Source organism: Georgenia sp. H159, assembly GCF_035607575.1.
Taxonomy (GTDB): Bacteria; Actinomycetota; Actinomycetes; order Actinomycetales; family Actinomycetaceae; genus Oceanitalea.
In genome coordinates this window covers 43,485-67,442 of the sequence record NZ_JAYDZY010000003.1, presented here as the reverse complement: position 1 = coordinate 67,442, position 23,958 = coordinate 43,485, and the positions used below count along the sequence as shown (strand labels likewise).

Annotated in this window: 23 protein-coding genes; 13 read left to right on the top strand and 10 right to left on the bottom strand. The window is 71.8% G+C overall.

Annotation, left to right across the window (positions count from 1 at the left end; translation table 11 throughout):
- From VR894_RS04910 to VR894_RS04895, 4 genes are all read right to left on the bottom strand, one after another.
- On the bottom strand, positions 1 to 990 hold the full coding sequence (locus VR894_RS04910) for an ABC transporter permease subunit (RefSeq protein WP_324650228.1): 990 nt from the start codon (positions 988 to 990) through the stop codon (positions 1 to 3).
- The gene (locus VR894_RS04905; protein ID WP_324650227.1) at positions 987 to 1,976 is read right to left on the bottom strand and encodes an ABC transporter ATP-binding protein; all 990 of its coding nucleotides are present in this window, start codon (positions 1,974 to 1,976) and stop codon (positions 987 to 989) included. The genes VR894_RS04910 and VR894_RS04905 overlap by 4 nt, the downstream gene beginning before the upstream one ends.
- Positions 1,977 to 2,093: 117 nt before the next feature.
- A complete protein-coding gene (locus VR894_RS04900) occupies positions 2,094 to 2,720 on the bottom strand; it encodes a response regulator transcription factor (RefSeq protein WP_324650226.1) in 627 nt (208 codons plus the stop codon).
- Entirely contained in the window at positions 2,717 to 3,961 is a 1,245-nt protein-coding gene (locus tag VR894_RS04895) for a sensor histidine kinase (protein ID WP_324650224.1), read from the bottom strand. Before VR894_RS04895 ends, VR894_RS04900 begins: the two co-directional genes overlap by 4 nt.
- Before the next feature lie 150 nt (positions 3,962 to 4,111).
- Here VR894_RS04895 and VR894_RS04890 point away from each other — a divergent pair, with 150 nt between their 5' ends.
- The 5 genes from VR894_RS04890 (at position 4,112) to VR894_RS04870 (ending at position 9,420) form a co-directional block, all read left to right on the top strand.
- A complete protein-coding gene (locus tag VR894_RS04890) occupies positions 4,112 to 5,215 on the top strand; it encodes an ABC transporter permease (RefSeq protein ID WP_324650223.1) in 1,104 nt (367 codons plus the stop codon).
- Between the two features lie 39 nt (positions 5,216 to 5,254).
- Positions 5,255 to 5,989 carry an ABC transporter ATP-binding protein gene (locus VR894_RS04885; RefSeq protein WP_324650222.1) on the top strand — a complete coding sequence of 245 codons (735 nt, stop codon included), beginning with the start codon at positions 5,255 to 5,257 and terminating at the stop codon, positions 5,987 to 5,989.
- Positions 5,986 to 6,450, top strand: a complete 465-nt coding sequence (locus VR894_RS04880) for a DUF2871 domain-containing protein (protein ID WP_324650221.1) — start codon at positions 5,986 to 5,988, stop codon at positions 6,448 to 6,450. The genes VR894_RS04885 and VR894_RS04880 overlap by 4 nt, the downstream gene beginning before the upstream one ends.
- Positions 6,451 to 6,790: 340 nt before the next feature.
- The gene (locus VR894_RS04875; RefSeq protein WP_324650220.1) at positions 6,791 to 7,774 is read left to right on the top strand and encodes a diaminopimelate dehydrogenase; all 984 of its coding nucleotides are present in this window, start codon (positions 6,791 to 6,793) and stop codon (positions 7,772 to 7,774) included.
- Between the two features lie 134 nt (positions 7,775 to 7,908).
- Positions 7,909 to 9,420, top strand: a complete 1,512-nt coding sequence (locus VR894_RS04870; protein WP_324650219.1) for a peptide MFS transporter — start codon at positions 7,909 to 7,911, stop codon at positions 9,418 to 9,420.
- Between the two features lie 4 nt (positions 9,421 to 9,424).
- Here VR894_RS04870 and VR894_RS04865 read toward each other — a convergent pair whose 3' ends face one another.
- On the bottom strand, positions 9,425 to 9,544 hold the full coding sequence (locus tag VR894_RS04865) for a putative transporter small subunit (protein ID WP_324650218.1): 120 nt from the start codon (positions 9,542 to 9,544) through the stop codon (positions 9,425 to 9,427).
- A gap of 16 nt (positions 9,545 to 9,560) precedes the next feature.
- Positions 9,561 to 11,246 (bottom strand): sodium:solute symporter family protein, encoded by a 1,686-nt coding sequence (locus VR894_RS04860; protein ID WP_324650217.1) that lies wholly within the window; start codon positions 11,244 to 11,246, stop codon positions 9,561 to 9,563.
- A gap of 596 nt (positions 11,247 to 11,842) precedes the next feature.
- Between VR894_RS04860 and VR894_RS04855 the strand changes: the two genes are divergently transcribed.
- The 3 genes from VR894_RS04855 (at position 11,843) to VR894_RS04845 (ending at position 15,069) form a co-directional block, all read left to right on the top strand.
- The gene (locus tag VR894_RS04855; RefSeq protein ID WP_324650216.1) at positions 11,843 to 12,451 is read left to right on the top strand and encodes a TasA family protein; all 609 of its coding nucleotides are present in this window, start codon (positions 11,843 to 11,845) and stop codon (positions 12,449 to 12,451) included.
- Between the two features lie 26 nt (positions 12,452 to 12,477).
- On the top strand, positions 12,478 to 13,848 hold the full coding sequence (locus VR894_RS04850) for a signal peptidase I (RefSeq protein ID WP_324650215.1): 1,371 nt from the start codon (positions 12,478 to 12,480) through the stop codon (positions 13,846 to 13,848).
- A 75-nt stretch (positions 13,849 to 13,923) separates the two neighbouring features.
- Complete coding sequence (locus VR894_RS04845; RefSeq protein ID WP_324650214.1) at positions 13,924 to 15,069, top strand: calcium/sodium antiporter; 1,146 nt, start codon at positions 13,924 to 13,926, stop codon at positions 15,067 to 15,069.
- Here VR894_RS04845 and VR894_RS04840 read toward each other — a convergent pair.
- Entirely contained in the window at positions 14,992 to 15,462 is a 471-nt protein-coding gene (locus tag VR894_RS04840) for a PPOX class F420-dependent oxidoreductase (protein ID WP_324650213.1), read from the bottom strand. The genes VR894_RS04845 and VR894_RS04840 overlap by 78 nt on opposite strands.
- Before the next feature lie 66 nt (positions 15,463 to 15,528).
- Here VR894_RS04840 and VR894_RS04835 point away from each other — a divergent pair, with 66 nt between their 5' ends.
- A complete protein-coding gene (locus VR894_RS04835; protein ID WP_324650212.1) occupies positions 15,529 to 16,077 on the top strand; it encodes a GNAT family protein in 549 nt (182 codons plus the stop codon).
- 26 nt (positions 16,078 to 16,103) lie between these two features.
- Here VR894_RS04835 and VR894_RS04830 read toward each other — a convergent pair whose 3' ends face one another.
- Positions 16,104 to 16,691: a hypothetical protein gene (locus VR894_RS04830; RefSeq protein WP_324650211.1), complete on the bottom strand. Its 588-nt coding sequence runs from the start codon at positions 16,689 to 16,691 to the stop codon at positions 16,104 to 16,106.
- 126 nt (positions 16,692 to 16,817) lie between these two features.
- Here VR894_RS04830 and VR894_RS04825 point away from each other — a divergent pair, with 126 nt between their 5' ends.
- Complete coding sequence (locus VR894_RS04825; protein ID WP_324650210.1) at positions 16,818 to 17,822, top strand: GlxA family transcriptional regulator; 1,005 nt, start codon at positions 16,818 to 16,820, stop codon at positions 17,820 to 17,822.
- A 3-nt stretch (positions 17,823 to 17,825) separates the two neighbouring features.
- Here VR894_RS04825 and VR894_RS04820 read toward each other — a convergent pair whose 3' ends face one another.
- Together VR894_RS04820 and VR894_RS04815 are read right to left on the bottom strand one after the other, a co-directional pair.
- Entirely contained in the window at positions 17,826 to 18,569 is a 744-nt protein-coding gene (locus VR894_RS04820; RefSeq protein WP_324650209.1) for a sirohydrochlorin chelatase, read from the bottom strand.
- Positions 18,563 to 18,937: a nitrite reductase (NAD(P)H) small subunit gene (locus VR894_RS04815; protein WP_324650208.1), complete on the bottom strand. Its 375-nt coding sequence runs from the start codon at positions 18,935 to 18,937 to the stop codon at positions 18,563 to 18,565. The genes VR894_RS04820 and VR894_RS04815 overlap by 7 nt, the downstream gene beginning before the upstream one ends.
- Before the next feature lie 245 nt (positions 18,938 to 19,182).
- Between VR894_RS04815 and nirB the strand changes: the two genes are divergently transcribed.
- From nirB to VR894_RS04800, 3 genes are read left to right on the top strand one after another with little or no spacing between them, the layout of a single operon-like run.
- The gene (nirB, locus tag VR894_RS04810) at positions 19,183 to 21,807 is read left to right on the top strand and encodes a nitrite reductase large subunit NirB (protein WP_324650207.1); all 2,625 of its coding nucleotides are present in this window, start codon (positions 19,183 to 19,185) and stop codon (positions 21,805 to 21,807) included.
- Positions 21,804 to 22,826 (top strand): uroporphyrinogen-III C-methyltransferase, encoded by a 1,023-nt coding sequence (gene cobA, locus VR894_RS04805; protein WP_324650206.1) that lies wholly within the window; start codon positions 21,804 to 21,806, stop codon positions 22,824 to 22,826. Before nirB ends, cobA begins: the two co-directional genes overlap by 4 nt.
- Positions 22,823 to 23,938 carry a uroporphyrinogen-III synthase gene (locus VR894_RS04800; RefSeq protein ID WP_324650205.1) on the top strand — a complete coding sequence of 372 codons (1,116 nt, stop codon included), beginning with the start codon at positions 22,823 to 22,825 and terminating at the stop codon, positions 23,936 to 23,938. Before cobA ends, VR894_RS04800 begins: the two co-directional genes overlap by 4 nt.
- The last annotated feature ends 20 nt before the right edge of the window (positions 23,939 to 23,958 follow it).

Here is a 23,958-nt window from a genome sequence, read left to right as displayed (position 1 = left end):
TCAGACGGCGTCGCGGCGCCGGAAGGCGATCGCGGCGAGCGTGACGACGACGGAGGTGAGCACCAGCAGGTAGGTGGCACTGTGCCCGAAGGACAGGGCACGCTCGGTGTAGTCGCACATCATGCCGCTGGCGTCGGAGGTGCACTCCTCGAGGTAGTAGACCGTCCCGTGCTGGACCCACCCCTCGACGTTGACGCTCGGTGCCCACGGTGCGGTCCGGGGCACCAGTCCGCGGACCATCTGCTCGACGATGAAGGCGACGACGACGAGGCCGAGGACGGCGGCGGTGTGCCGCAGCAGGAAGCCGAGCGCGCCGCCGACGAGGGCTCCCAGGGCCGCCAGCCCGAGGATGCGCAGCGCCATCCATGCGGTGTCACCCCACTGGGCTGCCCCCATCCCCGCGGCGAGGTCCAGGTGGTTGGCGATGAGTGAGCTGCCGGCGACGACGACGGCGACGGCGAGGGCCGCGGCCGGGACCACCCCCAGCGCCGCCGCCGACATCTTGGAGGCGAACACGCGCAGGCGGCGCGGCTCGAAGCTGAGCCACGTGCTCATCGCGCCCGTGCTCAGCTCCGCGGCCGTGAAGGTCGCCCCGATGAGGCCCGAGGCGAACAGCACCAGGGTGGACATCGCAGCGAGGGTGAAGGGGAGCGACTCCTGCAGCGGCGGGGCGGTGGTCACGTACCACTCCCGTTCGGGCCCGGTCATGCTCTCGCACCCCCAGTCCACCTCCTCGCCGGTGCGCTCCGCCTCCGCGGCCTCGTCCTCGAGGCACTGGGCGCGGTCCGCCTCGCCGTGCTCCTCCCAGTACTCGAGCTCCTGCTGGTACATCTGCTCGGCGGACGCGAGCTCCGCCTCGGACATCGGCTGGGAGGACTCCCACACGCCCCACAGCAGGAGGAGCGAGACCGCCAGCGTCCCGACCATGGTGAGGACGACGAGCCGCCGGGAGAACAGCCGGCGCAGCTCGACACGCAGCAGACGGGTCACGGCTGCTCACCGCCCGTCGGCGGGGTGCCGGCATCTCGGCCGGTGTGACGCCCGGTGGCGGGGTGGTCGAGGCCCTGGCCGGCGGTGAGGTCGAGGAACACGCGTTCGAGGTCGCGACGCTCGGGGGTGAGCTCGTTGACGTAGATGCCCTGGAGGGCGAGCAGCTCGGTGATCCTGGCGGGCTCGGTGGCTCCCCGGACCCGCAGCGTCCCACCGTCGACCCGCACCCGCAGACCCGCGCGGGAGAGGATCCGCTCTGCGGCTGCCGGGTCGGCCACACCGACCTTCACTGCCGCGGTCCCGGTCGAGCCGCCGATGACGTCGGCGACACGCCCCTCGGCGAGCAGCCGTCCGCGCCCGATGATCGAGACGGTGTCGGCCACCTGCTCGACCTCCGCGAGGATGTGGCTGGAGACGAGGACGGTGCGGCCCTCGTTGCCCAGGCGCCGCATCGTCTCGCGGATCTCCCGGATCCCGCCGGGGTCCAGGCCGTTGGTGGGCTCGTCGAAGATGAGCAGGTCCGGTGACTTGAGCAGGGTGGCGGCGATGGCGAGCCGCTGCTTCATGCCGAGGGAGTACGTCCGGTACCGGTCGCCGCCGCGCTCGTCCAGGGCGGTCGCCTCGAGGACCTCGTCGACCTTGCCCGCGGCGGCGCCGATCGCGCCGGCGAGCAGCTCGAGGTTGCGGCGGCCGGTGAACGTGGGGAAGAACTTCGGCGACTCGACGATCGCGCCCACCCTGCCGATGACGTCCGGCAGCTGCGTGGGTACGTCGTGGCCGAAGATGCGCATGGTGCCCGAGTCGGGTCGGATGAGACCGAGGAGCATGCGGATCGTGGTCGTCTTGCCCGAGCCGTTGGGCCCGAGGAAGCCGTGCACACCGCCGACCGGGACGTGCAGGTCGAGGTTCTCCACGCCGACGCTCCCCCCGCCCCGACGGCGGTAGGTCTTGCGCAGCGCGGACGTGTCGACCGCAAGGTCACTCATCAACAGGCTCCAGGGGAAGGTGGAGAGCGGCGGGTCGGCGCACGCGGCCACCCGCGTGGAGGCTACCGGGTACGTGCCGGGACGGGTGCGGATTGGCCACGTCGAGCTGCTGCGGGGCTAGGAGGGCAGGATGCCCCGGTCGCGGGCGGTGGCGACGGCCTCGGTGCGGGACTGGGTGTTGAGCTTGGTGTTGATGTGGGCGAGGTGGGTCTTGACGGTCGATACCGAGAGGAAGAGCTCCCGGGCGATGGCGACGTTCGAGCGCCCGGCGGCGACGAGGTGGAGCACCTCGATCTCTCGGCCGCTGAGGGAGGTGCCGGGAGCACGCATGCGTCCCAGGAGACGCCGTTGGACAGCCGGCCCGAGAGTGACCTCCCCCTTGGCCGCGGCCCGGATCGCCTCGGTGAGTTCCTCGGTGGGCGCGTCCTTGAGGAGGTACCCGGTGGCACCGGCCTCGACGGCAGTGAGGATGTCCCCGTCCGAGCCGTAGGTGGTGATGATGAGGACGGGCAGGCCGTGGGTCTCGGTGATCACCCGGGTGGCGTCGGCACCGCTCAGCTTGTTGGCACCGAAGCGCAGGTCGAGCAGGACGACGTCGGCCGCTCCGTCGGCAGCGAGCCAGTCCAGGAGCTGCTCAGCGGTCGACGTCTCGTGGACGACCCGCATGTCGGGCTGGCTCTCGACCACGGCGCGCATGCCTGCGCGGACCACGGGATGGTCGTCGGCGAGGACAACGTCGATCATGCTGCGCTCTCTCCGGGTGGGATCGGGAGGGTCACGGCCAGGGCGGTCCCACGGCCGGGACTGCTCTCCAGGTCCAGTGTCCCGCCGAGCTCACTGACGCGGGAGCGCATGGCGTCGATCCCGAAGCCACCCCCGGCGTGCCTGAGCGGCAACGCGGAGGGATCGAAGCCACGGCCGTCGTCCACGACGTCGAGAATCACCACGTCGTCGTCGAACGAGAGAGTCAGCTGGGCGTGGGAGGCGTCGGCGTGCTGGGTGACGTTCGCGAGGGCGGACTGCGCGATGCGCAGCAGCGCCGTCTGTGCCGGCAACGGCAGCGGGCACGGGTCCCCGCTGGTGTGGACCGACACCGTCAAGGTGTGGCGGCCGGTGGCGTCGTTGTGCGTCGCGGCGGCACGTGCGGCGACGCGCTCGAGAGCCGCGACGAGGGTCGTGCGGTCCAGCTCCGTGGGCGTCAGGTCGCGGACGAAACGGCGAGCGTCGGCGAGGCTGAGCCTGGCCGCGTCGCGCGCCTGCTCGATGAGCACCCGGGTCTGGACGTCGTTGTTGCCCACCGCGCCGTCTGCTGTGCGCAGCAGCAGCTCGATCGCCGACAACGACTGTGCGAGCGTGTCGTGGATCTCGCGGGCAAGTCGCTCGCGTTCACTCACCACCGCCCGCTCGCGCTCGGCCCGCGCCAGATCGCGGCGTGTGCGGGTGAGCTCCTCGACGGTGCGTTGGCGGGTGTCGGACTCACGCGCCAGCGCTTCGAGGCCGAGGATGCCGCCGACGGCGACGGCCGCGCCGATCAGGGGGCCGAGCACATGACCGAGCACCTGCCCCGTCTCCGCTGCGCGCACCAGGACGCCCTCACTCACGGCCAGCGCCGTGGTGACGGTGACCGCGGCCAGCCCGCGGTGCGGGCCCAGGACGTGCATCTGCAGGAGCATGAGCGGGAACGCGATCCACAGGGCTCCGGGTGTCAGCCACAGCAGAACCGCCCAGGACAACAGGAGCGTGACCATCCATGCGGTGTCCGGCCACCGCATGCCGCGGGGAGCGTCGATCGGGCGCTCGTGGACGCGCACGGCCAGCCGACCCCAGACGTACGCGACGAGGAGCACTGCGGAGAGCCCGGCGGCCGCCCACCGTGTCGTCGGGTCGGCCTGCACGACGGCCACCACGAGGAGCGCAGTGAGGAGCAGGTCGAGCCCGAGGAACAGGTCACGCACCACGGCCTGCTGCGGGCGGTGACGGGTCATCCCTCCACGCTAGCCGCGCCGCGGACGACCACATCGGCCAAAAGGTCGACAGTGCAGGCATCCCTTCAGCCTCACCTGACCACGCCTTCACCCGATGATCCGACGAACGCACATGCGGAGACTGGGAGGCGAACCCCAGCTCTCGGAGGTATGACCGTGTACGTCGCCCTGCGCGACCTGAAGAACGCCCGTGGACGCTTCGTCCTCATGTCCGTCGTCATCGTCCTGATCACGTTCCTCGTGACCTTCCTGGCCTCCCTCACCGCCGGTCTGGCACACGAGTCGACGTCGGCCGTGACGGACCTGGACGCCGACCACCTCGCCTTCTCCATGCCCCGCCCCGACGACACCCCGGCGTTCACCGCCTCCCGTGTGACCGCCGACCAGTGGGACGCGTGGACGGACGTGGCGGGGGTCGAGTCCGCAGCACCTCTGGGCGTGGCCACCACCAGGGCCGAGTCCCGAACGACCACGGCCTCGGTCACCGTCCTCGGCGTCGAGCAGGGCTCCGGGATGGTGCCCTCGACCACCGCCGACGTCGCTCCGGGGACCGTCGTGCTGACCCCGGCGGCCGCGAAGGAACTCGGAGCGTCGGCCGGCGACGTGGTCACCCTCGGCGGGAGTGAGCTCACGGTCGGGACGACCGTCGACAGCGCCGCCTCGTTCTCCCACACGCCGGTCGTGTGGACGACGCTGGAGGACTGGCAAACGGTCGGCGCACGCGGCGGGGACCCTGCCGCGGGGACGGTGGCGACAGTCGTCGCCCTGACGGGGTCCGGCCTGGACGACGCCGCCATGACCGCCGCTGACGAGCGCATCGGCACGACGACTCTCACCGCGTCCGACGCCCGGTCCGCCGTGTCCTCCTTCCAGGGGGAGAACACCTCGCTGTCGACCATGCAGGCCTTCCTGCTGGCGATCTCCGCGCTGGTGGTGGGGGCGTTCTTCTCGGTGTGGACCATCGGCCGTACCGGCGACATCGCGGTGCTCAAGGCGCTCGGGGCCTCGACCCGCTACCTCCTGCGGGACGCGCTCGGTCAGGCGGCCGTCCTGCTCGTCGGTGGGGTGGCCGTCGGCACGCTCCTCACAGTCGGTGGCGCCCAGCTGGTGCCGGGCGATGTCCCCGTGGTCGTCACGGCCGCCACCACCCTGGTGCCGGCCGCCGCACTCATCGCCCTCGGGATCGCCGGCGCCGGGATCTCCGTCGCCCGCATCACGCGCGTCGACCCCCACGCGGCCCTCGCCGCCCGCTGAACCGCACCCGACATCCCCTGCTCCCGGAAGGAGATCCCGGTGGACCTGCACCTGGAGAACATCACCCTCGTCTACCCCGACGGCGCCGACTCCCTCACCGCCGTCGACGACGTCACCCTCACCGTCCCGGCCGGGACGACCACGGCTCTCCTCGGTCCTTCCGGCGCCGGAAAATCGAGCCTCCTGGCCGTGGCCGCCGGCCTCACCCCGCCCACCCGGGGACAGGTGCGCATCGGCGACGACGTGGTGCTGACGCCGACCACCACCGTGCCCGAGGCGACCCGCGTGCGGCTCGACCGCATCGGCATCGTCTTCCAGTCCCCCCAGCTCCTGGCGTCACTGACCGCGCTGGAGCAGCTCGAGCTGCACGCCCACCTGCGCGGCCGTCGCCCGGCGAGCCTCCGCGAGCGGGCCATGGCACTGCTGGAGGCCGTCGACATCGCCGACCACGGTCACAAGCTCCCCGCCCAGCTCTCCGGTGGCCAACGCCAACGCGTCGCGATCGCGCGCGCCCTCATCGGCGAACCGCGGGTGCTGCTCGTCGACGAACCCACCTCCGCGCTCGACCACGACCGCGGCACCCAGGTCGTCGAGCTCATCACCGGGCTGGCGCGCCAGACGGGCGCCGCCACGCTGCTGGTCTCCCACGACGCCTCCACCCTCACCTCGGTGGACGCCACCGTCCGGATGCTCGACGCCCGCATCGAGGAACCGGTACCCATCCACGCCCGCGGGGCCGCCCACCCGCCACTCACCGTGAAGGACGAGACATGAGGACGCTCTACCTGGCCGCCGCCACCTACGCCGCTCTCGGGCTGGCGTCAGGACTGGTCTACCGGGAGGTCACCAAGGCCAACGGCTTCACCGGTGACACCCAGCTGGCCGTCATGCACACCCATCTGCTCGCCCTCGGCTTTCTGGTGATGCTCATCGTGCTGGCGCTCGACGCGACGCTGGACATCTCCGGGACGCGGTCCTTCACGTGGTTCTTCATCACCTACAACGCGGGTCTGGTCCTCACCGCGGTCATCATGGCGTGGCACGGCGTGCTGCAGGTCAACGGTGAGCACGACGTCACCGCCGCCATACCGGGCCTCGCCGGCCTGGGGCACACCCTGCTCACCGTCGGGATCGTCTGCCTGCTCGTGGCACTACGCCAGCCCGTCCGCGACGCCATCGGCCGCCGGGCGGTCGCCCGGGACGTCCCGCGTGTCGAGCACCACGTCGAGGCATGACCCCCGCCGGACCGACGCACACCCTCGTCATCCGCCTCGACCCCAGATACCGCACCGCCGGCCTCCTCAAGGTCCTCTCCGTCCTGCACTCACGACGAGTCACCGTCCACCACATGCACTACGGGCGGGCTCCCGACCAGACGGCCGTGGCTCTCGTGGAGTGCTCGTTGGGGCGCGCCGGGGTGGACACGGTCAGCAGGAGCATCGCTAACGCCGTCCCGGTCCTCGCCGTCACAGCCTCCACGTCGCTCGGGAGTCCGCGAGGCGCGGACGCCGCGGCGCCGGAACCGCCCCCCGACGTACGGTGACGGTGCACAACCGACGACGGAGGGACGAGGACATGGCACAGCTACGGGTCGGCATCGCCGGGTACGGCAACCTCGGCAGGGGGGTTGCGGCCGCAGTCGGCCAGAACCCCGACATGACCCTCGTCGCCGTCTTCACCCGCCGTGACCCCGCCACCATCACGCCCCCGTCTCCCGACACCCCCGTCCTCCCGTGGGGCGAGCTGCTCGACCACCGCGACGCCGTCGACGTCCTCGTCCTGTGCGGCGGGTCCAAGGAGGACCTCCCGCAGCAGGGACCCGAGCTGGCGGCGCACTTCACCACCGTCGACAGCTTCGACACCCACGCTCGCGTCCCGGAGTACTTCGCGTCGGTCGACGCCCCGGCGCGTGCGGGAGGCAACACCGCGATCATCTCCGTGGGTTGGGACCCCGGGATGTTCTCCCTCAACCGGCTGTTCGGCGAGGCCCTCCTGCCCGAGGGCGAGACGTACTCCTTCTGGGGAAAGGGCCTGAGCCAGGGCCACTCGGACGCCGTCCGTCGCGTGCCGGGCGTGGCCGCCGGGGTGCAGTACACGATCCCGTCCGGGGAGGCCGTGGACGCGGTGCGCAGCGGCTCCCGCCCCGAGCTGACGACGCGGCAGAAGCACACCCGCGAGTGCTACGTCGTCCTGGAGGACGGCGCCGACGCCGCGGAGGTCGAGCGGGCGATCGTCACCATGCCCCACTACTTCGCGGACTACGACACCACCGTGCGGTTCATCAGTGCCGAGGAGCTCGCCCGCGACCACAGTGCGATGCCGCACGGCGGCTTCGTCATCCGTAGCGGCAGGACCGGCGGTGGCCACGACCAGGTCGTGGAGTACCGCCTCCAGCTCGGCAGCAACCCGGAGTTCACCGCGAGCGTCCTCGTCGCCTACGCCCGTGCCGCCGCACGGCTCAACGCCCAGGGGCAGGTCGGTGCACTGACGGTGCTGGACGTCCCCCCTGGCCTGCTCTCCCCCAAGCCGGCCGACCAGCTGCGCGCCGAGCTCCTCTAGCACCGACGGCCGGCCCGGAACGCCACCCGTCGCCGTTCATCGGGTCCGACCCCCGGAGACCCGATCCGCACCGGGTCCCGCCGGCCGTGTCGGTCCACGTGCGTCCTGCGTCGCACCGGCGCAGCATGGGGGCCATGGCTTCCGAGGACCCGGCGACCGCGAGCACGTCACCAGCAGCCCCACGTGACCGGAACGGTCACGGGGACAAGACGTTCCTCGGGCAGCCGCGCGGCCTGGCCAACCTCTTCAGCGTCGAGCTGTGGGAGCGGTTCTCCTTCTACGGCATGCAGGGCATCGTCCTGCTCTACATGTACTTCCAGACCACCGAGGGTGGCCTGGGGATCGACCGGGAGGTGGCGGCGGGGATCGTCGGCGCCTACGGCGGCTCGGTGTACCTCTTCTCCATCCTCGGTGGGTGGGTCGCGGACCGGCTGCTCGGCTCCGAGCGAACCATGTTCGTCAGCGCGATCCTCATCATGCTCGGCCACATCGCCCTGGCGGTGGTGCCGGCCGTCCCAGGGCTGGCGGCTGGCCTCCTCCTGGTGGCCGTGGGCTCCGGCGGCCTCAAGGCCACGATCACCAACCTTGTCGGCGCCCTCTACTCCACCGACGACCCGCGCCGCGACGCCGGCTTCTCCATCTTCTACATGGGGATCAACATCGGTGGGCTCATCGGACCGCTGCTCACCGGGCTCGCCCAGCAGCGTGTCGGCTTCCACCTCGGCTTCGGGCTCGCCGCGGTCGGGATGGCCATCGGCCTGCTGCAGTACAGCCTGGCCCGCAAGAACATGCCCCACCCCGCACGCCGGGTCCCCAACCCGCTCCCCCGCAGCCAGTACGGCCGGTACGTCGGGATCGCGGTCGCGGCCCTCGTCGTCGTCGTGCTCGCCGTCCTCACCGGGCTGCTCACCGCGGGCAACGTGTCGGACGTCGTCGTGTGGACCACCGTGGTGGCCGCCGTCGTCCTCTTCGCGATCCTGCTGACCAGCAAGCGGGTGGACGCGGACGAGCACTCCCGGGTGGTCTCCTTCATCCCCATGTTCATCGGGTCCGCGGCGTTCTGGGCGCTCTTCCAGCAGCAGTTCACCGTCATCACGATCTACTCCGAGACGCGCCTGGCCCGGGAGTTCAGCGGTCTGCCCCTGCTCGGGGACTGGACCATGCCGATCCCGTGGGTGCAGTCCTTCAACCCGTTCTTCATCATCGTGCTCGCCCCCGTCTTCGCCGCGGTGTGGACGAGACTCGGGACGAGGCAGCCCACGACGCCGGTGAAGTTCAGCCTCGGCATCATGTTCATGGGCGCGGCGTTCCTCATCTTCCTGCCGATGGCGGGGACGGCCGCGGTCCCGGTGCTGTGGATCGCGCTCATCATGCTCGTCGCGACGATGGGTGAGCTCATGCTCTCCCCCGTCGGGCTGTCCCTGTCCACCAAGCTCGCGCCGCAGGCCTACCCGGTCCTCATGGTGGCGCTGTTCTACCTGTCGCTCGCCCTGGGCACCGCCCTGTCCGGCTCGTTGGCCGGCTTCTACAGCGAGGAGAACGAGGTCGCGTACTTCGGCACGCTCGGGGCGGTGACCATCGGCATCGGCGTCGCACTCCTCGCGCTGTCGCCGCGCATCACCCGGGCGATGCGCGGCATCCGCTGAGTCCTCAGATGATGGACCTGCGCTCGCGCTTGGCCGTGCGCCAGTCCTGGATGAATCCCCTGGCGATGAAGAACAGCACGGCCGCCACGATGACCGGCCACATGAGTACGTAGAACGTCAGCATCTGCTCTGCCTTTCCTTCAGTGGGTGGGTGCCTGCGCGGTGACGTCGTCAGGGACGTCGCCGTCGGTCTCGTCGAAGTCGCCGGTGCGCCTGGCGATGAGGGAGAAGTCGAAGCTCTCCCGGTTCCGCAGCGACATCGCGACGGACACGATGGTGCTCACCGAGTAGGCGATGAGCGAGGCACTGAGCACCGTGTAGTCGTGCAGGAAGCCGATGCCGAAGGGGGCGACGACGACCGTGGCCACGGCCCCGACCATGAGCGCCACTCGCAGGCCGAAGAAGCCGAAGCACATGAGGCCCAGCACCACGCCGACGCCGATGACCGCGAGGACGTCGACGACGATCGCGACCGGGCCGGTCATCGGGATGAGCTCGAACCGCACCGGGACGAATGCGGCGAGCGCGCTGAGCACGGCGACCGTGAAGGCGGCGTTGGTGATCCGGCCCCAGTAGAAGCTGGCGATCACGGGGAAGACGAGGGCGCCCCACAGCGCCCCCACGAACACGAGGAGCTCGAGGATGTTCAGCTGCCCGCTGGCGAAGTAGAGCCCCGCTGCCGTCGCGACGATCATCGTCACGCGCCCGACGAGGAGCATGGTGCGCGGATCCGCCTCCTTCCGCCCGGCGACGTTCTGGCCGTAGACGTCGGCCATCATGATCGAGCTGAGCGCGGAGAGGTCGGAGTCCGCCGTGGACGACAGCGCGCCGATGATCATGATGAAGAAGACAGCGAGCAGCACCGGGCCGAGGTAGGTGGTGGCCAGCTGCGGGATGAGGTTGTTGACGTCACCGCCGGCAGGCTCGATCCCGAGGTACAGGGCCATGACGCCGAGCATCCCGATCCCGATGATCGTCGCGCCGTAGCCCACCGTCGCCGTGATGAAGGTCGGCTTGATGAGGTCCTCGCGCACGGCGAAGAGCCGTTGCGCGATGGTCTGGTTCCCGATGGCGTACGCCAGCACGGCGGCGATGTACGGCGCTCCCTGGTTGAGGAAGGCGTCGGAGGAGAAGAAGCTCTGCTGCTGGGGGGTCACGTTCGCGGCACCCTCCGTGAAGATCGACGGGCCGCCGGCCGCGAAGAAGATCACGGGGATGATGATGACGACGGCGCCGAGCATCGCCATGACCTGGGTAAAGTCGGTGAGCACCGAGGCCCGGAAGCCCGACCACAGCGTGTAGAGCAGGACGCCGCCCGCGATCGCCACGATGCCCTGCTGGAAGCTGAACGGCGAGAGCATCGACACGAGGGCGCCGCCCGCGATGAAGTTCGACGTCAGGCTGATGACGCTGCCCAGCACGTTGGAGCCGGCGAGCATGAGCTGGCTCGACCGGCCGTGCCGGGCGTACATGACCTCGGCAAGCGTGTGGGCCCGCGGCGCGACCTTCCGGATGCGGCGGCCGAAGGGGTAGATGAACAGGATCATCAGCGCCCCCCACAGGCCGTAGTGGATGGGGCCCGAGACGCCGTAGGTGTAGCCCGACGTCGCCGAGGCGTACATCGAGGAGGCCCAGATCCAGGTGGCCGTCATCGAGGCCGCCGAGATCCCGAAGCCGATCTTGGAGCCGGCGGTCATGTACCCGTCGGCGTTCTCCTTCTTCTTCCCGATGGTGAAGGACACCAACAGCGTGCCGCCGTAGAAGACGACGAACAACGCGATGATGAGGGGCGCGCCAAGCTGGCCTGCGATGCCCTCGGGGCTCATGTACTTCCTCTCGTCGGCGGGCGCACGGCCACGCGTTTCACGGCACGCGCGACTCGTCGTCCGGCGCGGCTCGTTCGCGCCGGACGTCGGCTGTGCAGGGAGCACACGCGCGTGCGGCTCCGCTGATGGGGAGCCCCGGCCGCGCGCCCTGGCACGCGTCCCCGCCAGCAATGAGCGGGAGTCTGCGAGCGCCGACCGGCCGGGGCGACCTTAGCAAGGTTCGGTCAAACACACCTAAACGACCGGCGTGCACTTGTCCACGGAAGTGGCCGCTTTCCCTATGACGACGCGGCAAACCCCGAGCGCTATTCGGTCTCGGTCCGGGCTTCCACTCCCGGCGGCACCCCTCGCGGTCGACGACGGAGCTGCGTGCTCCCGCGGCTGGTTCGCCGATGGCGCTCTCCGGCGAAGGAACGGTGTAGGCTTCCTACTGACGAAGGACCTCAACGATGAGGCGTTCCTACTAAAGTGTGAGCAGCGTCACCGCACGTTCGCGTTGCCTCGACCGGTGCGCCGCGCCACTCTTTGATGAAACCGCATGGACCTGCGGTCCGAACTCGACGGAACGAGTTCGACAACTCCATGGAGGGATCGACATGGCTACCACGACGTCTCGCTCAGCCCGATACGCCACATGGCTGAGCATCCCGCTCGGCCTGCTCATCAGTGCCCTGCTCATCTGGCAGGCGTCCTACGCGGCGTTCTCCGACACCACGGTGAATGCGAACAACTCGTGGGCCACCGGCAACGTCGAGATCACTCACAACAGCACAACCCCGCTGTTCACCATCGAGAACCTCGCACCGGGGGACACGGGCTTCAAGGACGTCACCGGCACCTACAGCGGAAGCCTCAACGCCGACGTCGCGCTGTACGCCGCCAATGTCGTCCCCAGCGAACACACCACCGCAGACGGCAAGACGCTGGCGGACTTCATTCAACTCACGATCCAGGGTTCGGCCGGGGGCGTGTTCGACACCACCGCATCAGGGGTGCTGTTCGCTCAGCCCCTCGCGTCGTTGGGTACCAGTTTCGATGGCGGCCTGGGGCCGTACCGGGCCACCGGCGGTGCGGGCCAGCAAGGAACCTTCAGGTTCACCTACCGTCTGGCTGACGACACGCCGAACGAGCTGCAGAACGCCTCGATCAAGGTCGACTTCGTGCTCGAGGCCAGGAGCGTCCCCGGAGCCCAGCGGGTGGGATGACGGCGCCTCCCGGCGGACCCGGCACCGTGGACACCGCACATCCTGACCGCTGGGTTCGGCACACTGCGGCGGGAGTAGCGCGCACACTGCTCGTCACGCTCGCGGGCCTGCTCCTGTGGAGCGTCCTCCCGGCCGTCCTCGGCTGGCAGCCCACGGTGGTGATGAGTGGGTCGATGGAGCCGTCGATCCGTACCGGTGACATGGTGCTCACGCGCGACGTCCCGGCCGGCGCCCTGCGGCCCGGCCATGTCGTCCTCGTCGACGACCCGTCACGGCCCGGCAGCCGGCTCATGCACCGGCTCGTCGAGACGGACGACGACGGCGGGCTCGTCCTGCGGGGGGACGCGAACGAGGACCCGGACTCCACGCCCGTCGCCGCCGCGGACGTCCGTGGCGTCGGGATCATCCGCGTCCCGTGGGTCGGCCTGCCCTACGTCTGGACGGCCGAGGGCAGGTACCCGTCCCTCGCGGTCACGGTCCTCGGTCTGGTGGCGCTGCTCGCCCTCAGTCCCGTCCGCGAGCGCACGCCGCCGCCCGACGCAGGGAACGACGACGCGACCGACGACGCGCCGTCGTCCCCGCCACGGGCCCACAGCCCTGGTGGCCGGCACGCCGCCACGGCGGGTGCCGTGACGCTGCTCGTCGGCGGCGTCGCCATCGCAACCGGCGGTGTGATCACTCCGGCTTCCGCCGTGTTCACCGACTCCACGACCATGTCGGCCACCTTCACGGCCTCCACGTTCCCCGACTCGGCCGCCACGAGCACGGCAACGATCTGGGACCACTCCGCGGGGCTCGAGGGCCAGGACGACTGGTACGCCCGCTCGGCCGTCACCGTGTTCATCGACGCCGTGGCCGCGGACGGCGCCCAGGCCGGGTCGATCACCTACCGCGTCAACGACGGGCTGCCGGTCACGACGCCCGGCTCGCGTGCCCAGGTGGAGGTCGTGGGGCAGGGCCCCAACACGGTCACCTACTTCGCCACGGACGGCAGCGGCGTGCGCGAGCGCGAGAAGTCCGTCACCGTCAACCTCGACCTCACCCCACCGACGACCGTCGTCGAGTCCCCGACGAGCACGGAGCTGACGCTCGAAGCCTGGCTCGCCACCTGCGCGGGGCAGGGTGGCTTCTGTGGCACGACCTCCGACGGGAACGGCGTCGGCGTGGCCCGCGCCGAGTACACGCTGATGCGGGAGGACGGCCTGTGCCTCGACGGCTCGGCGTGGACGACCGACTGCACCACCCAGCTCCCGGCGTCGCTGACCGGGGACCGCTGGTCCGTCGCTGCCCCTGACCCGCCCCTGCTGCAGACGCCGATGACCTACACGTTCCAGCTGCGAGTCACGGACCTCCTCGAGCAGACCACACACACGACCGTCACCGTGCGGATCACCTGACGTCACCGGACGTCACGGAGCAGCGCGACCCCGCGCCGACGTGCGGACCGGCCGGACTCCGGCACGCTGGACGGCGTGACCGTGCTGCTGCTCGCCGGAGGCTTCGTCGTCCTCGTCGTCGGCGGGGAGATCCTCGTCCGGGGTGCGGGAGGGCTGGCGCGCTTCTTCGGGATGTCCCCGCTCGTCGTCGGGCTGACGGTCGTCTCCTTCGCCACCTCCTCCCCCGAGCTCGCCGTCACCGTCGGGGCGAGCCTCTCGGGCAGCCCCGGGCTCGCTGTCGGGAACGTCGTGGGCAGCAACATCACCAACGTGCTGCTGGTCCTCGGCATCGCGGGCCTCATCCTCCCGCTGGCCGTGCAGCGGGCCGTCGTGCGGCACGACGTGCCCGTCATGTTCGGCCTCTCGGTGGTGCTCCTGCTGCTCAGCCTCGGCGGGACGGTCACCCGGCTGGACGGCGCCGTCCTTCTCGCCGCGCTCGTCGCCTACGTGCTGTGGCGGGTCGTCCAGTCCCGGCGCACGGCTACCACCGTGGATGACGACGACGCCGCCGCCCCGCCGCGCCGGAACAACCCGTGGCTCAACGCGCTGCTCGTCGCGGTCGGCGTTGCCCTGCTCATCGTCGGAGCGGGTTGGCTCGTGGACGGCGCGACGGCGGTGGCCACGGAGCTCGGTCTGAGCGAGCTCGTCATCGGCCTCACGGTCGTGGCCGTCGGGACCTCCCTGCCGGAGCTGGCCACGTCGGTCATCGCCGCGATCCGCGGTGACGTCGAGATGGCGGTCGGCAACGTGGTGGGGAGCAACATCTTCAACATCGGCGCCGTCATGGGGCTGGCCGCGGTCATCTCGCCCGGCGGCGTCCCGGTCGAGCCGGGGGCGGTCCGCTTCGACCTGCCGGTGATGATCGCCGTCGCGCTCGCGCTGATCCCGGTGGCCTTCACCGGCTTCCGGGTGGCGCGGTGGGAGGCCGGGCTCTTCGTCGCCTACTACGCCGCGTACGTCGCCTACCTGCTGCTCGACTCCGCCGGCCACGACGCACTGCCCGCGTTCAACACGGTCATGCTCGTGTTCGTCATCCCCATCACCGTGCTCACCCTCGCCGTGCTCGTGAGCTACGAGCTCGGGCTGCGCCGCGGGCACCAGCTCTCAGGCAGGGGCGCGGTCCGGCGGGAAACCTCCGGTGGCGACGGGACCCCAGCCGGTGACGGTGATACGAAGGAGTGACTTGCCCTGCCGGCGCATCGCCGCTCGGTACTCCTCCCAGTCGGGGTGATCCCCGGCGATGCAGCGGTAGTACTCCACCAGCCCGTCCTCCGCCTCCGGCGAGGGCATGTCGAGGACCTCGGCCGAACCGTCGAGCTGCACCCACGCGTCGTCCCAGTCGTCGGAGAGCACGAGGACCGACGCGGCCGGGTTCCGGCGCAGGTTCACGGCCTTGGCGCGGTCCGGGTACGTGGAGATGACGATGCGGCCCGACCCGTCGACGCCGCCCGCGACCGGGGACAGCTGGGGACGGCCGTCGGCTCGGGTGGTCAGCAGGACGTACCTGTGCCGGGAGCGGACGAACTCCAGCAGCTCCTGAAGAGGGACACGGTCAGCAGTGGCGATGCGAGGCATGTCTTCCAGCGTAGGCCCGCGTCCGTAGGGCGACGACGGGACCGGCTGCGGTGCGAGCATGTCCTCGTGACGTCGCCGACCACCGAGGTCCACATCCGCCCGGTCGCCCTCGAGGACGCCCGCGAGCTCGCCGAGCTGCTCTCCCGCAACCGGGACTACTTCCGTACCGGTGAGCCCCACCGGCCCGAGGACTACTACACGGCCGAGGGTCAACGGGCCCTCGTCGGAGTGGCCCTGCAGGCTCGTGACGCGGGGTCCGGGACCACCTTCGTCATCGAGTCGGGAGGTGTCCTCGTGGGCCGGATCGCCCTGAGCAGCATCGTCCGTGGCGCGTTCCAGTCGGGCAGCGTCGGCTACGTGGTGGACCGCGCCGCCGCCGGACGGGGGGTCGCGACGGCGGCGCTGCGCCAGGTCGTCGACGTCGCCTTCGTGGACCTCGACCTCCACCGGCTCCAGGCGGACACCCTGCCGGAGAACGTCGCGTCCCAGCGGGTGCTGCACAAGTGCGGCTTCGTCCGGATCGGGCGCGCACCGCACTACCTGCGCATCGACGGGCGCTGGCGGACCCACGACCTGTTCCAGCTGGTCAACCACAACCACGGCGTCGCGCCGTGACCGCTCACCGCGGTAGGGCAGCACGCTCAGCCAGCGACTGCCAGCAGGATGCAGCCGAGCCCGAGCGGGACGTCGAGCATGAGGCACGCCTCCGCCAGGGAACGCGGCACCACGACGTCCCGGCGGTAGTGCACGAGGTCCCACACACCGTGGCTTGCCAGCGTGAGGCCGGCGAGCACCAGCCCGACCTGCGGGTCGATGCTCAGGGCGACGACCGCGAGGCCGCCGAAGCCGAGCAGTGCCACGGCCTGCGTGAGCGTCGGCCGTCGCGCCCCGCGCCACAACCCGACGGCAACGAGGACGGCTCCCGTCAGCCCCAGCGAGGCCCATCTCGGCAGGCCCGCGCTCTCGCCGGCGACCACCACGACGGAGACGCCGAGCACACTCGCCCATGCCACCCAGGGGCGGCCCAGTGCGCCGGCGGCGAGGTAGCAGACCGCAGCCGCCGTGACCCCGATGGCCAGGGTGTCGCGGTCGGCGACGCCCGTCGCCAAGAGCAGGACCGCGACGCCCAGGCCGGCGAGGGCGGGCCAGTGGTCGAGGACGCCGCGGCCCCGCACCACGTCCGGTGGTCGGTCAGTGGTGGTCGTACGGCCGGACTCGGGGTTGTTCATCGGATCACCTCTCGTGCGTCTCTGGTGGGCGGACCCAGCGTCGACCTTCCGCTCCCATACCCCTAGGGGGTACCGTGTCGATGGCCGGATTCTTGGTATGGACGTCTCCCAGGCACGGGGTGAGCGATGGAGGAACGGACCGTCGTCGTCGTCGGGTACTCCGGCGCCGAGCTCCTCGACATCGCCTGCGTGACGTCGACCCTTGACCTCGCCACGCGGCTGGGCGCCGACCCGACCTACCGCACCGTCCTGCTCACCCCGGGCGGCCGGCCGGTCACGTGCGACTCCGGTCTCACCCTCGCCGCCCAGGGCTCGTTGCAGCGCTGGACCTCGCCGGTGGACACCGTCGTCGTCAGCGGCGGGCTCGCGCACGAGGCCGCGGGTGCCGATCCCCTGATCGTCACCCACGTCCGTCGCCTCGCTGCCCTCAGCAGACGGGTGTCCTCTGTCTGCACGGGCGCGACGGTCCTCGCCGCGACCGGTCTCCTCGACGGCCGCGCGGCCACCACGCACTGGCACTACGCCGACCGGCTGGCCCGGGACTACCCGGCGGTCCGCGTCGACCCGGCGCCGATCTTCGTCCGCGACGGGAACGTCTACACCTCGGCCGGCGTGACCAGCGCCCTCGACCTCACGCTGGCCCTCATCGAGGAGGACAACGGGCCCGAGCTCGCGCGCCACGTCTCCCGAGGCCTCGTCACCTACCTCCAACGGCCGGGGAACCAGGCTCAGATGAGCACCTTCACGGCCGCTCCCCAGGCCCGGCACGACACCGTCCGCGCCGCTCTCGACCGCGTGGCGACCGCGCTCGACGCCGACCTGTCCACGTCCGCACTGGCAGCGCACGCCGGGGTCAGTCCTCGCCAGCTCTCCCGCCTGTTCGTCGAGCACACCGGCCGCACGCCCGGCCGCTACGTACGACGCGCACGAGTGGAGGCCGCCGCGCACCTCCTCGCCTCCACCGACCTCACGATGGCCGCCGTGGCGCGCCGCTGCGGGCTGGGAACCTCCGAGTGCCTGCGCCAGGCCTTCACCGCGGAGTACGGCCTGGCGCCGTCCCGGTACCGCGCGAGATACCGCCGCGCCTCCCGGCCGACGGCCGCGAGCCGCGGACCCGCGGGCCGGACGTAGCCGTCAGGCCCACCTCGCCCCGAGTCGGTAACGGTCCGCCACCAGCTCGACCATGTCCTCGTGAGGGTGCTGCCCGGGCAGCAGCAGCGGGGCCGTGACGACGTCGGCGCCACAGTCGGCGGCCCGGTCGGCGAAGTAGCCCGGCGCGAGAAGGTAGGTCGCCACCACCACCCGCCTGCCGGACTCCCTGGCGCTGGACACGGCGTCCCGCAGGCAGGGGCGCGTTGCGGACAGGTAGCCGCACCGGACCTCCCGCCCGAGAAGGGCGGCCAGCATCCGGCCGGTGGCCTCGCAGTCGTCCACCGCGCGGGCATCGGACGAACCCGCGGCACCGAGGACCACGGCATCGTCCGGACCCAGACCGGCCTGGTGGAGCCGGCGGACCAGCTGGCGGACGAGCCGGATGTCCGGCCCGAGGGCGGGCCGCACCACCGCACCGTCGTGCGCCCGCACGGCGTCCGCCAGGTCCACGTGCACGTGGTAGCCGGCGGAGAGCAGGAGCGGCACCACGTAGGTGGGGCCCCCCGCCACGCCGGCGAGGGTGGTGGGGACGTCGGGCTCCTGCACGTCGACGAAGGACGGCAGCACCTTCACGCCGGGGAGCCGCGCGGAGACGGCGCCCACCAGGGCTGCGACGGCCGCTCGCCCGTCCGGGTCGGACGTGCCGTGCGAGCAGGCGACCAGTGCCGGCGCCTCCTCCACCGGGCGGTCACGCGCGGATGGTGTGAGCACCGCGGTGCTCACCATGACTGGCCGACCTCGACCCACCCGTCCTGAACCCGGCACGCGTGGACGGGCAGATGAAGTCCGTCCTCGGTGTAGCACGCGCCGCTGACCAGGTCGTAGACCTCCTTGTGCAGGGGGGAGGTCACCGTGGCCCGTTGCTCCCCCCTGACGGTGCGCGAGCCGGTGATGCCCCTCGCCATGACGTGGGCGCCCGTGCCCGGGTCACGATGGTCCACGGCGTACAGCTCCTGCGGGCCGAGCGGGAACAGCGCGACCTGTCGTCCGCCGACCAGCGCCGCCTCGGCCCAGCCGAGCTCGAGGTCGCTCATCGGGCACACCCGGTGCCAGCGCACCTCGACCGGTGCCACCTGCTCGAGTACCTGCGTCATCGTCCGCTCCTCCTCCGTCGCGCCACCCGGCTCGCCCGGGCGCCTCCCTGTACCGGCGTGCTCGGCACGCTAGGCGGGCGCTGTTTCACGCTCGCGAGCGCGGTGTTACGTCCAGGTGACTTTCTGCTCACCCCCCTTGACAGCAGCGGTGATCTCGCTGTTACGCCCCGGTTACCGGACCGAGACGGTCGTGAAACCGCCGCTTCCTAGAGTCGGCGGACGTCACCGAGCCGAAGGACGGACCCATGACCGAGAGCGCCACCCACCGCGTCGTCGTCATCGGCGGCGGCCCTGCCGCGCACCGCTTCGTCGAGGCCATGTGCACCCGCGGGACGACCGGGACGAGCATCACCGTCATCTCAGAGGAGCCGCACCTCCCCTACGACCGGGTGGCCCTGAGCAAGGCCCTCACCGGGGACGTCGACCTCACCCTCGGTGACCCCGCCCTGTGGGCCGACCCAGCTGTCACGCTGCTCACCGGGGAACCGGCCACCGGGATCGACACGGTCCACAAGGTGGTGCGTACGCCGGCGCGGACGGTGCCCTATGACGACCTCGTGCTCGCCACCGGGTCCGCGGCCGCCCGACTCACCGTCCCCGGTGCGGAGCGGACCCACGTGTACCGCACGCTCGAGGACGTGGCCGTCCTCGCTGCCGAGGTCGCCCGGCTCCGCGAGGAGCTCGGCCGCGCACCCCGGGCCGTCGTCGTGGGCGGGGGCCTGCTCGGACTCGAGGCCGCAGGCGGCCTGCAGGACCTCGGCGCGGAGGCCGCCGTCGTCAACGTCGCCGACCGGCTGCTCAACACCCAGGTGGACGCCGGCGGTGGGCAGGCCCTCGGCCGCCTCATCGCCGGAACGGGACTGGGCGTGCACTGCTCGGTCCGGCCCACCGCGGTCACGGTCGACCCCGACGGTGCCGTCACGGCGCTGGAGCTGGAGGACCACGAGCCGCTGCCGGCCGACCTCGTGGTCGTGGCGATCGGCGTGCGACCCAGGGACGCGCTCGCGCGCGATGCCGGCCTGGACACGGGTCCGCGCGGCGGCGTCGTCATCGACGACACCTGCCGGACCACGGCGCCGGGGGTCTGGGCCATCGGGGAGGTCGCCTGCTTCGAGGGCCGGTGCGTGGGGCTCGTCGCCCCCGCCAACACGATGGCCGAGGTGTGCGCGGACCGGCTCCACGGCGGCGGCGCCACCTTCCCCGGGTTCGACACCGCCACCAGGCTCAAGCTCGCCGGGGTCGACGTCGCCAGCTTCGGGGACGCCTTCGGGACCACCGAGGGGTGCCTGGAGGTCGTCTACGCCGATCCCGCCCGCGGCCTGTACCAGAAGATCGTGGTCAGCCACGACGCCGCGACGCTCCTGGGTGGCATCTTCGTCGGGGACGCGGGTCCCTACACCGCGCTGCGCCCCATGCTCGGCCACGAGCTCGGTGCCGAGCCGGGCGCGTACCTCTCCGCCTCGGGCGGTGCCGCGCCGGAGGCCGACCTCCCCGACGAGGCCACGCTGTGCTCGTGCAACAACGTCTCCATGGGCACCGTGCGCGCCGCCGTGCGCGGTGAGGACGGCGACCCGTGCCACGACCTCGGCGCGCTGAAGACCTGCACCCGGGCAGGCACCCAGTGCGGCTCGTGCGTGCCGCTGCTCAAGAAGACCCTCGAGGCGGAGCTCACGAGGAGCGGCCTCACCGTCTCGCGGGCGCTGTGCGAGCACATCGAGCTCTCCCGGGCCGAGCTCTTCGAGGCGGTCCGTGCGCTCGGGCTCGTCTCGTTCGAGCAGGTGATGGACCGGTTCGGACGCGGCCGCGGGTGCGACGTCTGCAAGCCGGTGATCGCCTCGGTCCTCGCCTCCCAGCACGCGGAGTACGTGCTGGACGCGGGCCGGGGGGCGCTGCAGGACACCAACGACCGCGCGCTCGCCAACCTGCAGAAGGACGGCACCTACTCGGTGGTGCCGCGGGTGCCCGCCGGGGAGATCACCCCCGCCAAGCTCGCGGTCATCGCCGCCGTCGCGGAGGACTTCGGGCTCTACACCAAGATCACCGGGGCCCAGCGCATCGACATGTTCGGTGCCCGGCTGGACCAGCTGCCGGACATCTGGAAGCGCCTCGTGGACGCGGGCTTCGAGTCCGGGCAGGCGTACGGCAAGTCGCTGCGGGCCGTGAAGTCCTGCGTCGGCTCCACCTGGTGCCGCTACGGCGTGCAGGACTCGGTGGCGATGGCGGTGGACCTGGAGCTGCGCTACCGCGGGCTCCGCTCGCCGCACAAGCTGAAGATCGGCGTCTCCGGCTGTGCGCGCGAGTGCGCCGAGGCGCGCGGCAAGGACGTCGGGGTCATCGCCACGGACCAGGGCTGGAACCTCTACGTCGGCGGCAACGGCGGCTTCCAGCCCGCCCACGCCCAGCTGCTCGCCCAGGACCTCGACGACGAGACCCTGGTCCGCTACATCGACCGGTACCTCATGTACTACATCCGCACGGCCGACCGCCTGCAGCGCACGGCGCGCTGGATGGAGGACCTGGACGGCGGGCTGGACCACGTCCGCCGGGTGGTCGTCGAGGACTCACTGGGCATCGCGGCCGAGCTGGAGGAGGCGATGTCCCGGCACGTGGGGAGCTACCGGGACGAGTGGGCCGCCACCCTCGCCGACCCGGAGCGCCTGCGGCGCTTCCGCTCGTTCGTCAACGCCCCCACCACCGCCGACCCCTCGACGGTCTACGTGCGGGAGCGGGGTCAACGACGTCCGGCGACCGCCGTCGAGCGGGCCGGCCACCTCCCTCCCGGCGTGGAGCTCGCCGAAGTCCCCAACCCCGAGCCGGTCGTCCTGTCCGGTGCGCGGATCCCGGTCCGAGACGGGAGGGCCGGGCGGTGAACCTGGACCTCGATCTCTCCGACCGGACCGTGCTGCTGCTCGGCGCCGCCCACGCCTCGCGCCGGGCACTACGCCGCTACTCCCACGCCGGGGCGGCGGTGCGAACCGCGTCGACGCCCGAGGAGGCCCGACGTGCGCTGGCACGTCCGGTGGACCTCGTCGTCTCCGTCACCGACGGCAACCCCGCGTGGGGACCGGTGCTGGCCGAGCTGCGCGAGCACCACCTCGTCGTCAGTGAACCGGCTGCTGCTCCCGGCGGGCAGATCATCCTGGTCGGCGGTGGGCCGGGGGTCGAGGAGCTCATGACGCTGGCTGCGCGGCGGGCACTCGCCGAGGCCGACGTCGTCCTGTACGACCGGCTCGCTCCCCACGAGGACCTCGACGAGCTCACCCACGGCGCGGAGCTCATCGACGTGGGCAAGCGGCCCGGACGCCACGCGGTCCCCCAGCAGGACATCGAGGCGATGCTCCTCGACCACGCGCGTGCGGGGAAGACCGTGGTGCGGCTCAAGGGCGGGGACCCGTTCGTGTTCGGCCGGGGCCGCGAGGAGGTCGGTGCCGGCGCCGCGGCCGGCATCCCGGTCACCGTCGTGCCGGGCGTCACCAGTGCGGTCTCCGTGCCCACAGCGGCCGGGATCCCCGTCACGCACCGCGAGGTCTCCCGCAGCTTCACGGTGATCTCCGGCCACGCACCGCTGACCGATGCCGAGCTCACCCACCTGGCCGGGCTGGGCGGGACGATCGTCGTGCTCATGGGGGTGGGCACGCTGCAGCAGACGGTCGCCGGGCTGCACCGGGTGGGGATGGACCCGACGACCCCGCTCGCCGTCGTCGAACGGGGGTACCGGGTCGACCAGGTCACGACCTACAGCACCATCGCGGACGCCGTCTCCACGGGAGTCCTCACGCGCTGCTCCTCCCCCGCAGTCGTCGTCGTCGGCGATGTCGTGCGCCTCGGGCGCGACGCCCCGGCTCACATCGCGGACTCCGTCGAGCCGGCCGGGGTGGGACCGGCGTGACCGGGGCGAGCACCGCAGCCGCCGAGCAGCTCACCGGCTTCCGCATCGGGGTGACCTCCGACCGCCGGGCCGAGGACCTCATCGGGGCCCTCGAGCGCCGTGGTGCCGAGGTGATCCACGCCCCCGCGCTGCAGATCGCTCCGGTGGGGGAGGACGAGGCCCTCATCGCGGACACCGTGGCGATCCTGGCCGCCCGCCCGGACGTCGTCGTCGTCACCACCGCCTACGGGATGCGGCGGTGGGCGGAGGGGGCCGACGCCGCCGGCGTCGGGGAGGAGCTGCTGGAGGTGCTCGGTCGGTCACGGATCTTCGTCCGCGGCCCGAAGGCGCGGGGCGCGGTGCGCGCCAGCGGACTCGACGACGCCGGGATCGCCACCGACGAGCGCACCTCCTCGGTGGTGGACCTGCTCCTGACCGAGGGCGTGGCGGGCAGGACCGTGGCCGTCCAGCTCCACGGGTACACCGACGGCGAGCAGCTCGACCGCCTCCGTGCGGCCGGAGCACAGGTGCTCACCGTGGAGCCCTACCGGTGGATGAAGCCCGAGGGCACCACACGGGTCCCCCGGCTCATCGACGCCGTGTGCGCCCGCCAGCTCGACGTCGTCACGTTCACCTCCGCGCCTGCCGTCGACGCACTGCTCAGCACCGCCGCCGAGCTCGGCCGGCACGACGCCCTGGTGGCCGCGCTCCGCACCGACGTCGTTGCCGCAGCGGTGGGACCGGTCACGGCCGCGCCCCTCGAGGCCGTCGGCATCACGCCCCTCGTGCCCGAGCGCTACCGCATGGGAGCGCTCATCCGCGTCGTCTGCGACCACCTGGCCCACGACCGCGTCGAGGAGGTGACGACGGCGGTCGGCACGCTCCGTCTGCGTGGGCGCACGCTCGTGCTCGGAGACGTCGCGGTACCGCTGGCTCCCGCGCCGCTCGCGCTCCTGCGTGCCCTCATCTCCTCGGGAGGCGGCGTACTCAGCCGCAGCCAGCTGCTCTCCCGGGTGCCGGAGCTGACCAGCGAGCGGGCCCTCGACATGACCCTGACACGGCTCCGGCAGGTGCTGCCCGACCGCCGTCTCGTGGTCACCGTCACCAAGCGGGGCTACCGCCTCAACGTCTGACCGAGTTCTCACACCGGCCG

Coding starts and splice junctions, on each gene's coding strand:
- nirB (WP_324650207.1), top strand. CDS start 19,183: ATGACCGAGAGCGCCACCCACCGCGTCGTCGTCATCGGCGGCGGCCCT.
- VR894_RS04815 (WP_324650208.1), bottom strand. CDS start 18,937: ATGACGCAGGTACTCGAGCAGGTGGCACCGGTCGAGGTGCGCTGGCAC.
- VR894_RS04875 (WP_324650220.1), top strand. CDS start 6,791: ATGGCACAGCTACGGGTCGGCATCGCCGGGTACGGCAACCTCGGCAGG.
- VR894_RS04880 (WP_324650221.1), top strand. CDS start 5,986: ATGAGGACGCTCTACCTGGCCGCCGCCACCTACGCCGCTCTCGGGCTG.
- VR894_RS04865 (WP_324650218.1), bottom strand. CDS start 9,544: ATGCTGACGTTCTACGTACTCATGTGGCCGGTCATCGTGGCGGCCGTG.
- VR894_RS04895 (WP_324650224.1), bottom strand. CDS start 3,961: ATGACCCGTCACCGCCCGCAGCAGGCCGTGGTGCGTGACCTGTTCCTC.
- VR894_RS04825 (WP_324650210.1), top strand. CDS start 16,818: ATGGAGGAACGGACCGTCGTCGTCGTCGGGTACTCCGGCGCCGAGCTC.
- VR894_RS04870 (WP_324650219.1), top strand. CDS start 7,909: ATGGCTTCCGAGGACCCGGCGACCGCGAGCACGTCACCAGCAGCCCCA.
- VR894_RS04905 (WP_324650227.1), bottom strand. CDS start 1,976: ATGAGTGACCTTGCGGTCGACACGTCCGCGCTGCGCAAGACCTACCGC.
- VR894_RS04855 (WP_324650216.1), top strand. CDS start 11,843: ATGGCTACCACGACGTCTCGCTCAGCCCGATACGCCACATGGCTGAGC.
- VR894_RS04830 (WP_324650211.1), bottom strand. CDS start 16,691: ATGAACAACCCCGAGTCCGGCCGTACGACCACCACTGACCGACCACCG.
- VR894_RS04860 (WP_324650217.1), bottom strand. CDS start 11,246: ATGAGCCCCGAGGGCATCGCAGGCCAGCTTGGCGCGCCCCTCATCATC.
- VR894_RS04900 (WP_324650226.1), bottom strand. CDS start 2,720: ATGATCGACGTTGTCCTCGCCGACGACCATCCCGTGGTCCGCGCAGGC.
- VR894_RS04840 (WP_324650213.1), bottom strand. CDS start 15,462: ATGCCTCGCATCGCCACTGCTGACCGTGTCCCTCTTCAGGAGCTGCTG.
- VR894_RS04820 (WP_324650209.1), bottom strand. CDS start 18,569: ATGGTGAGCACCGCGGTGCTCACACCATCCGCGCGTGACCGCCCGGTG.
- VR894_RS04890 (WP_324650223.1), top strand. CDS start 4,112: ATGACCGTGTACGTCGCCCTGCGCGACCTGAAGAACGCCCGTGGACGC.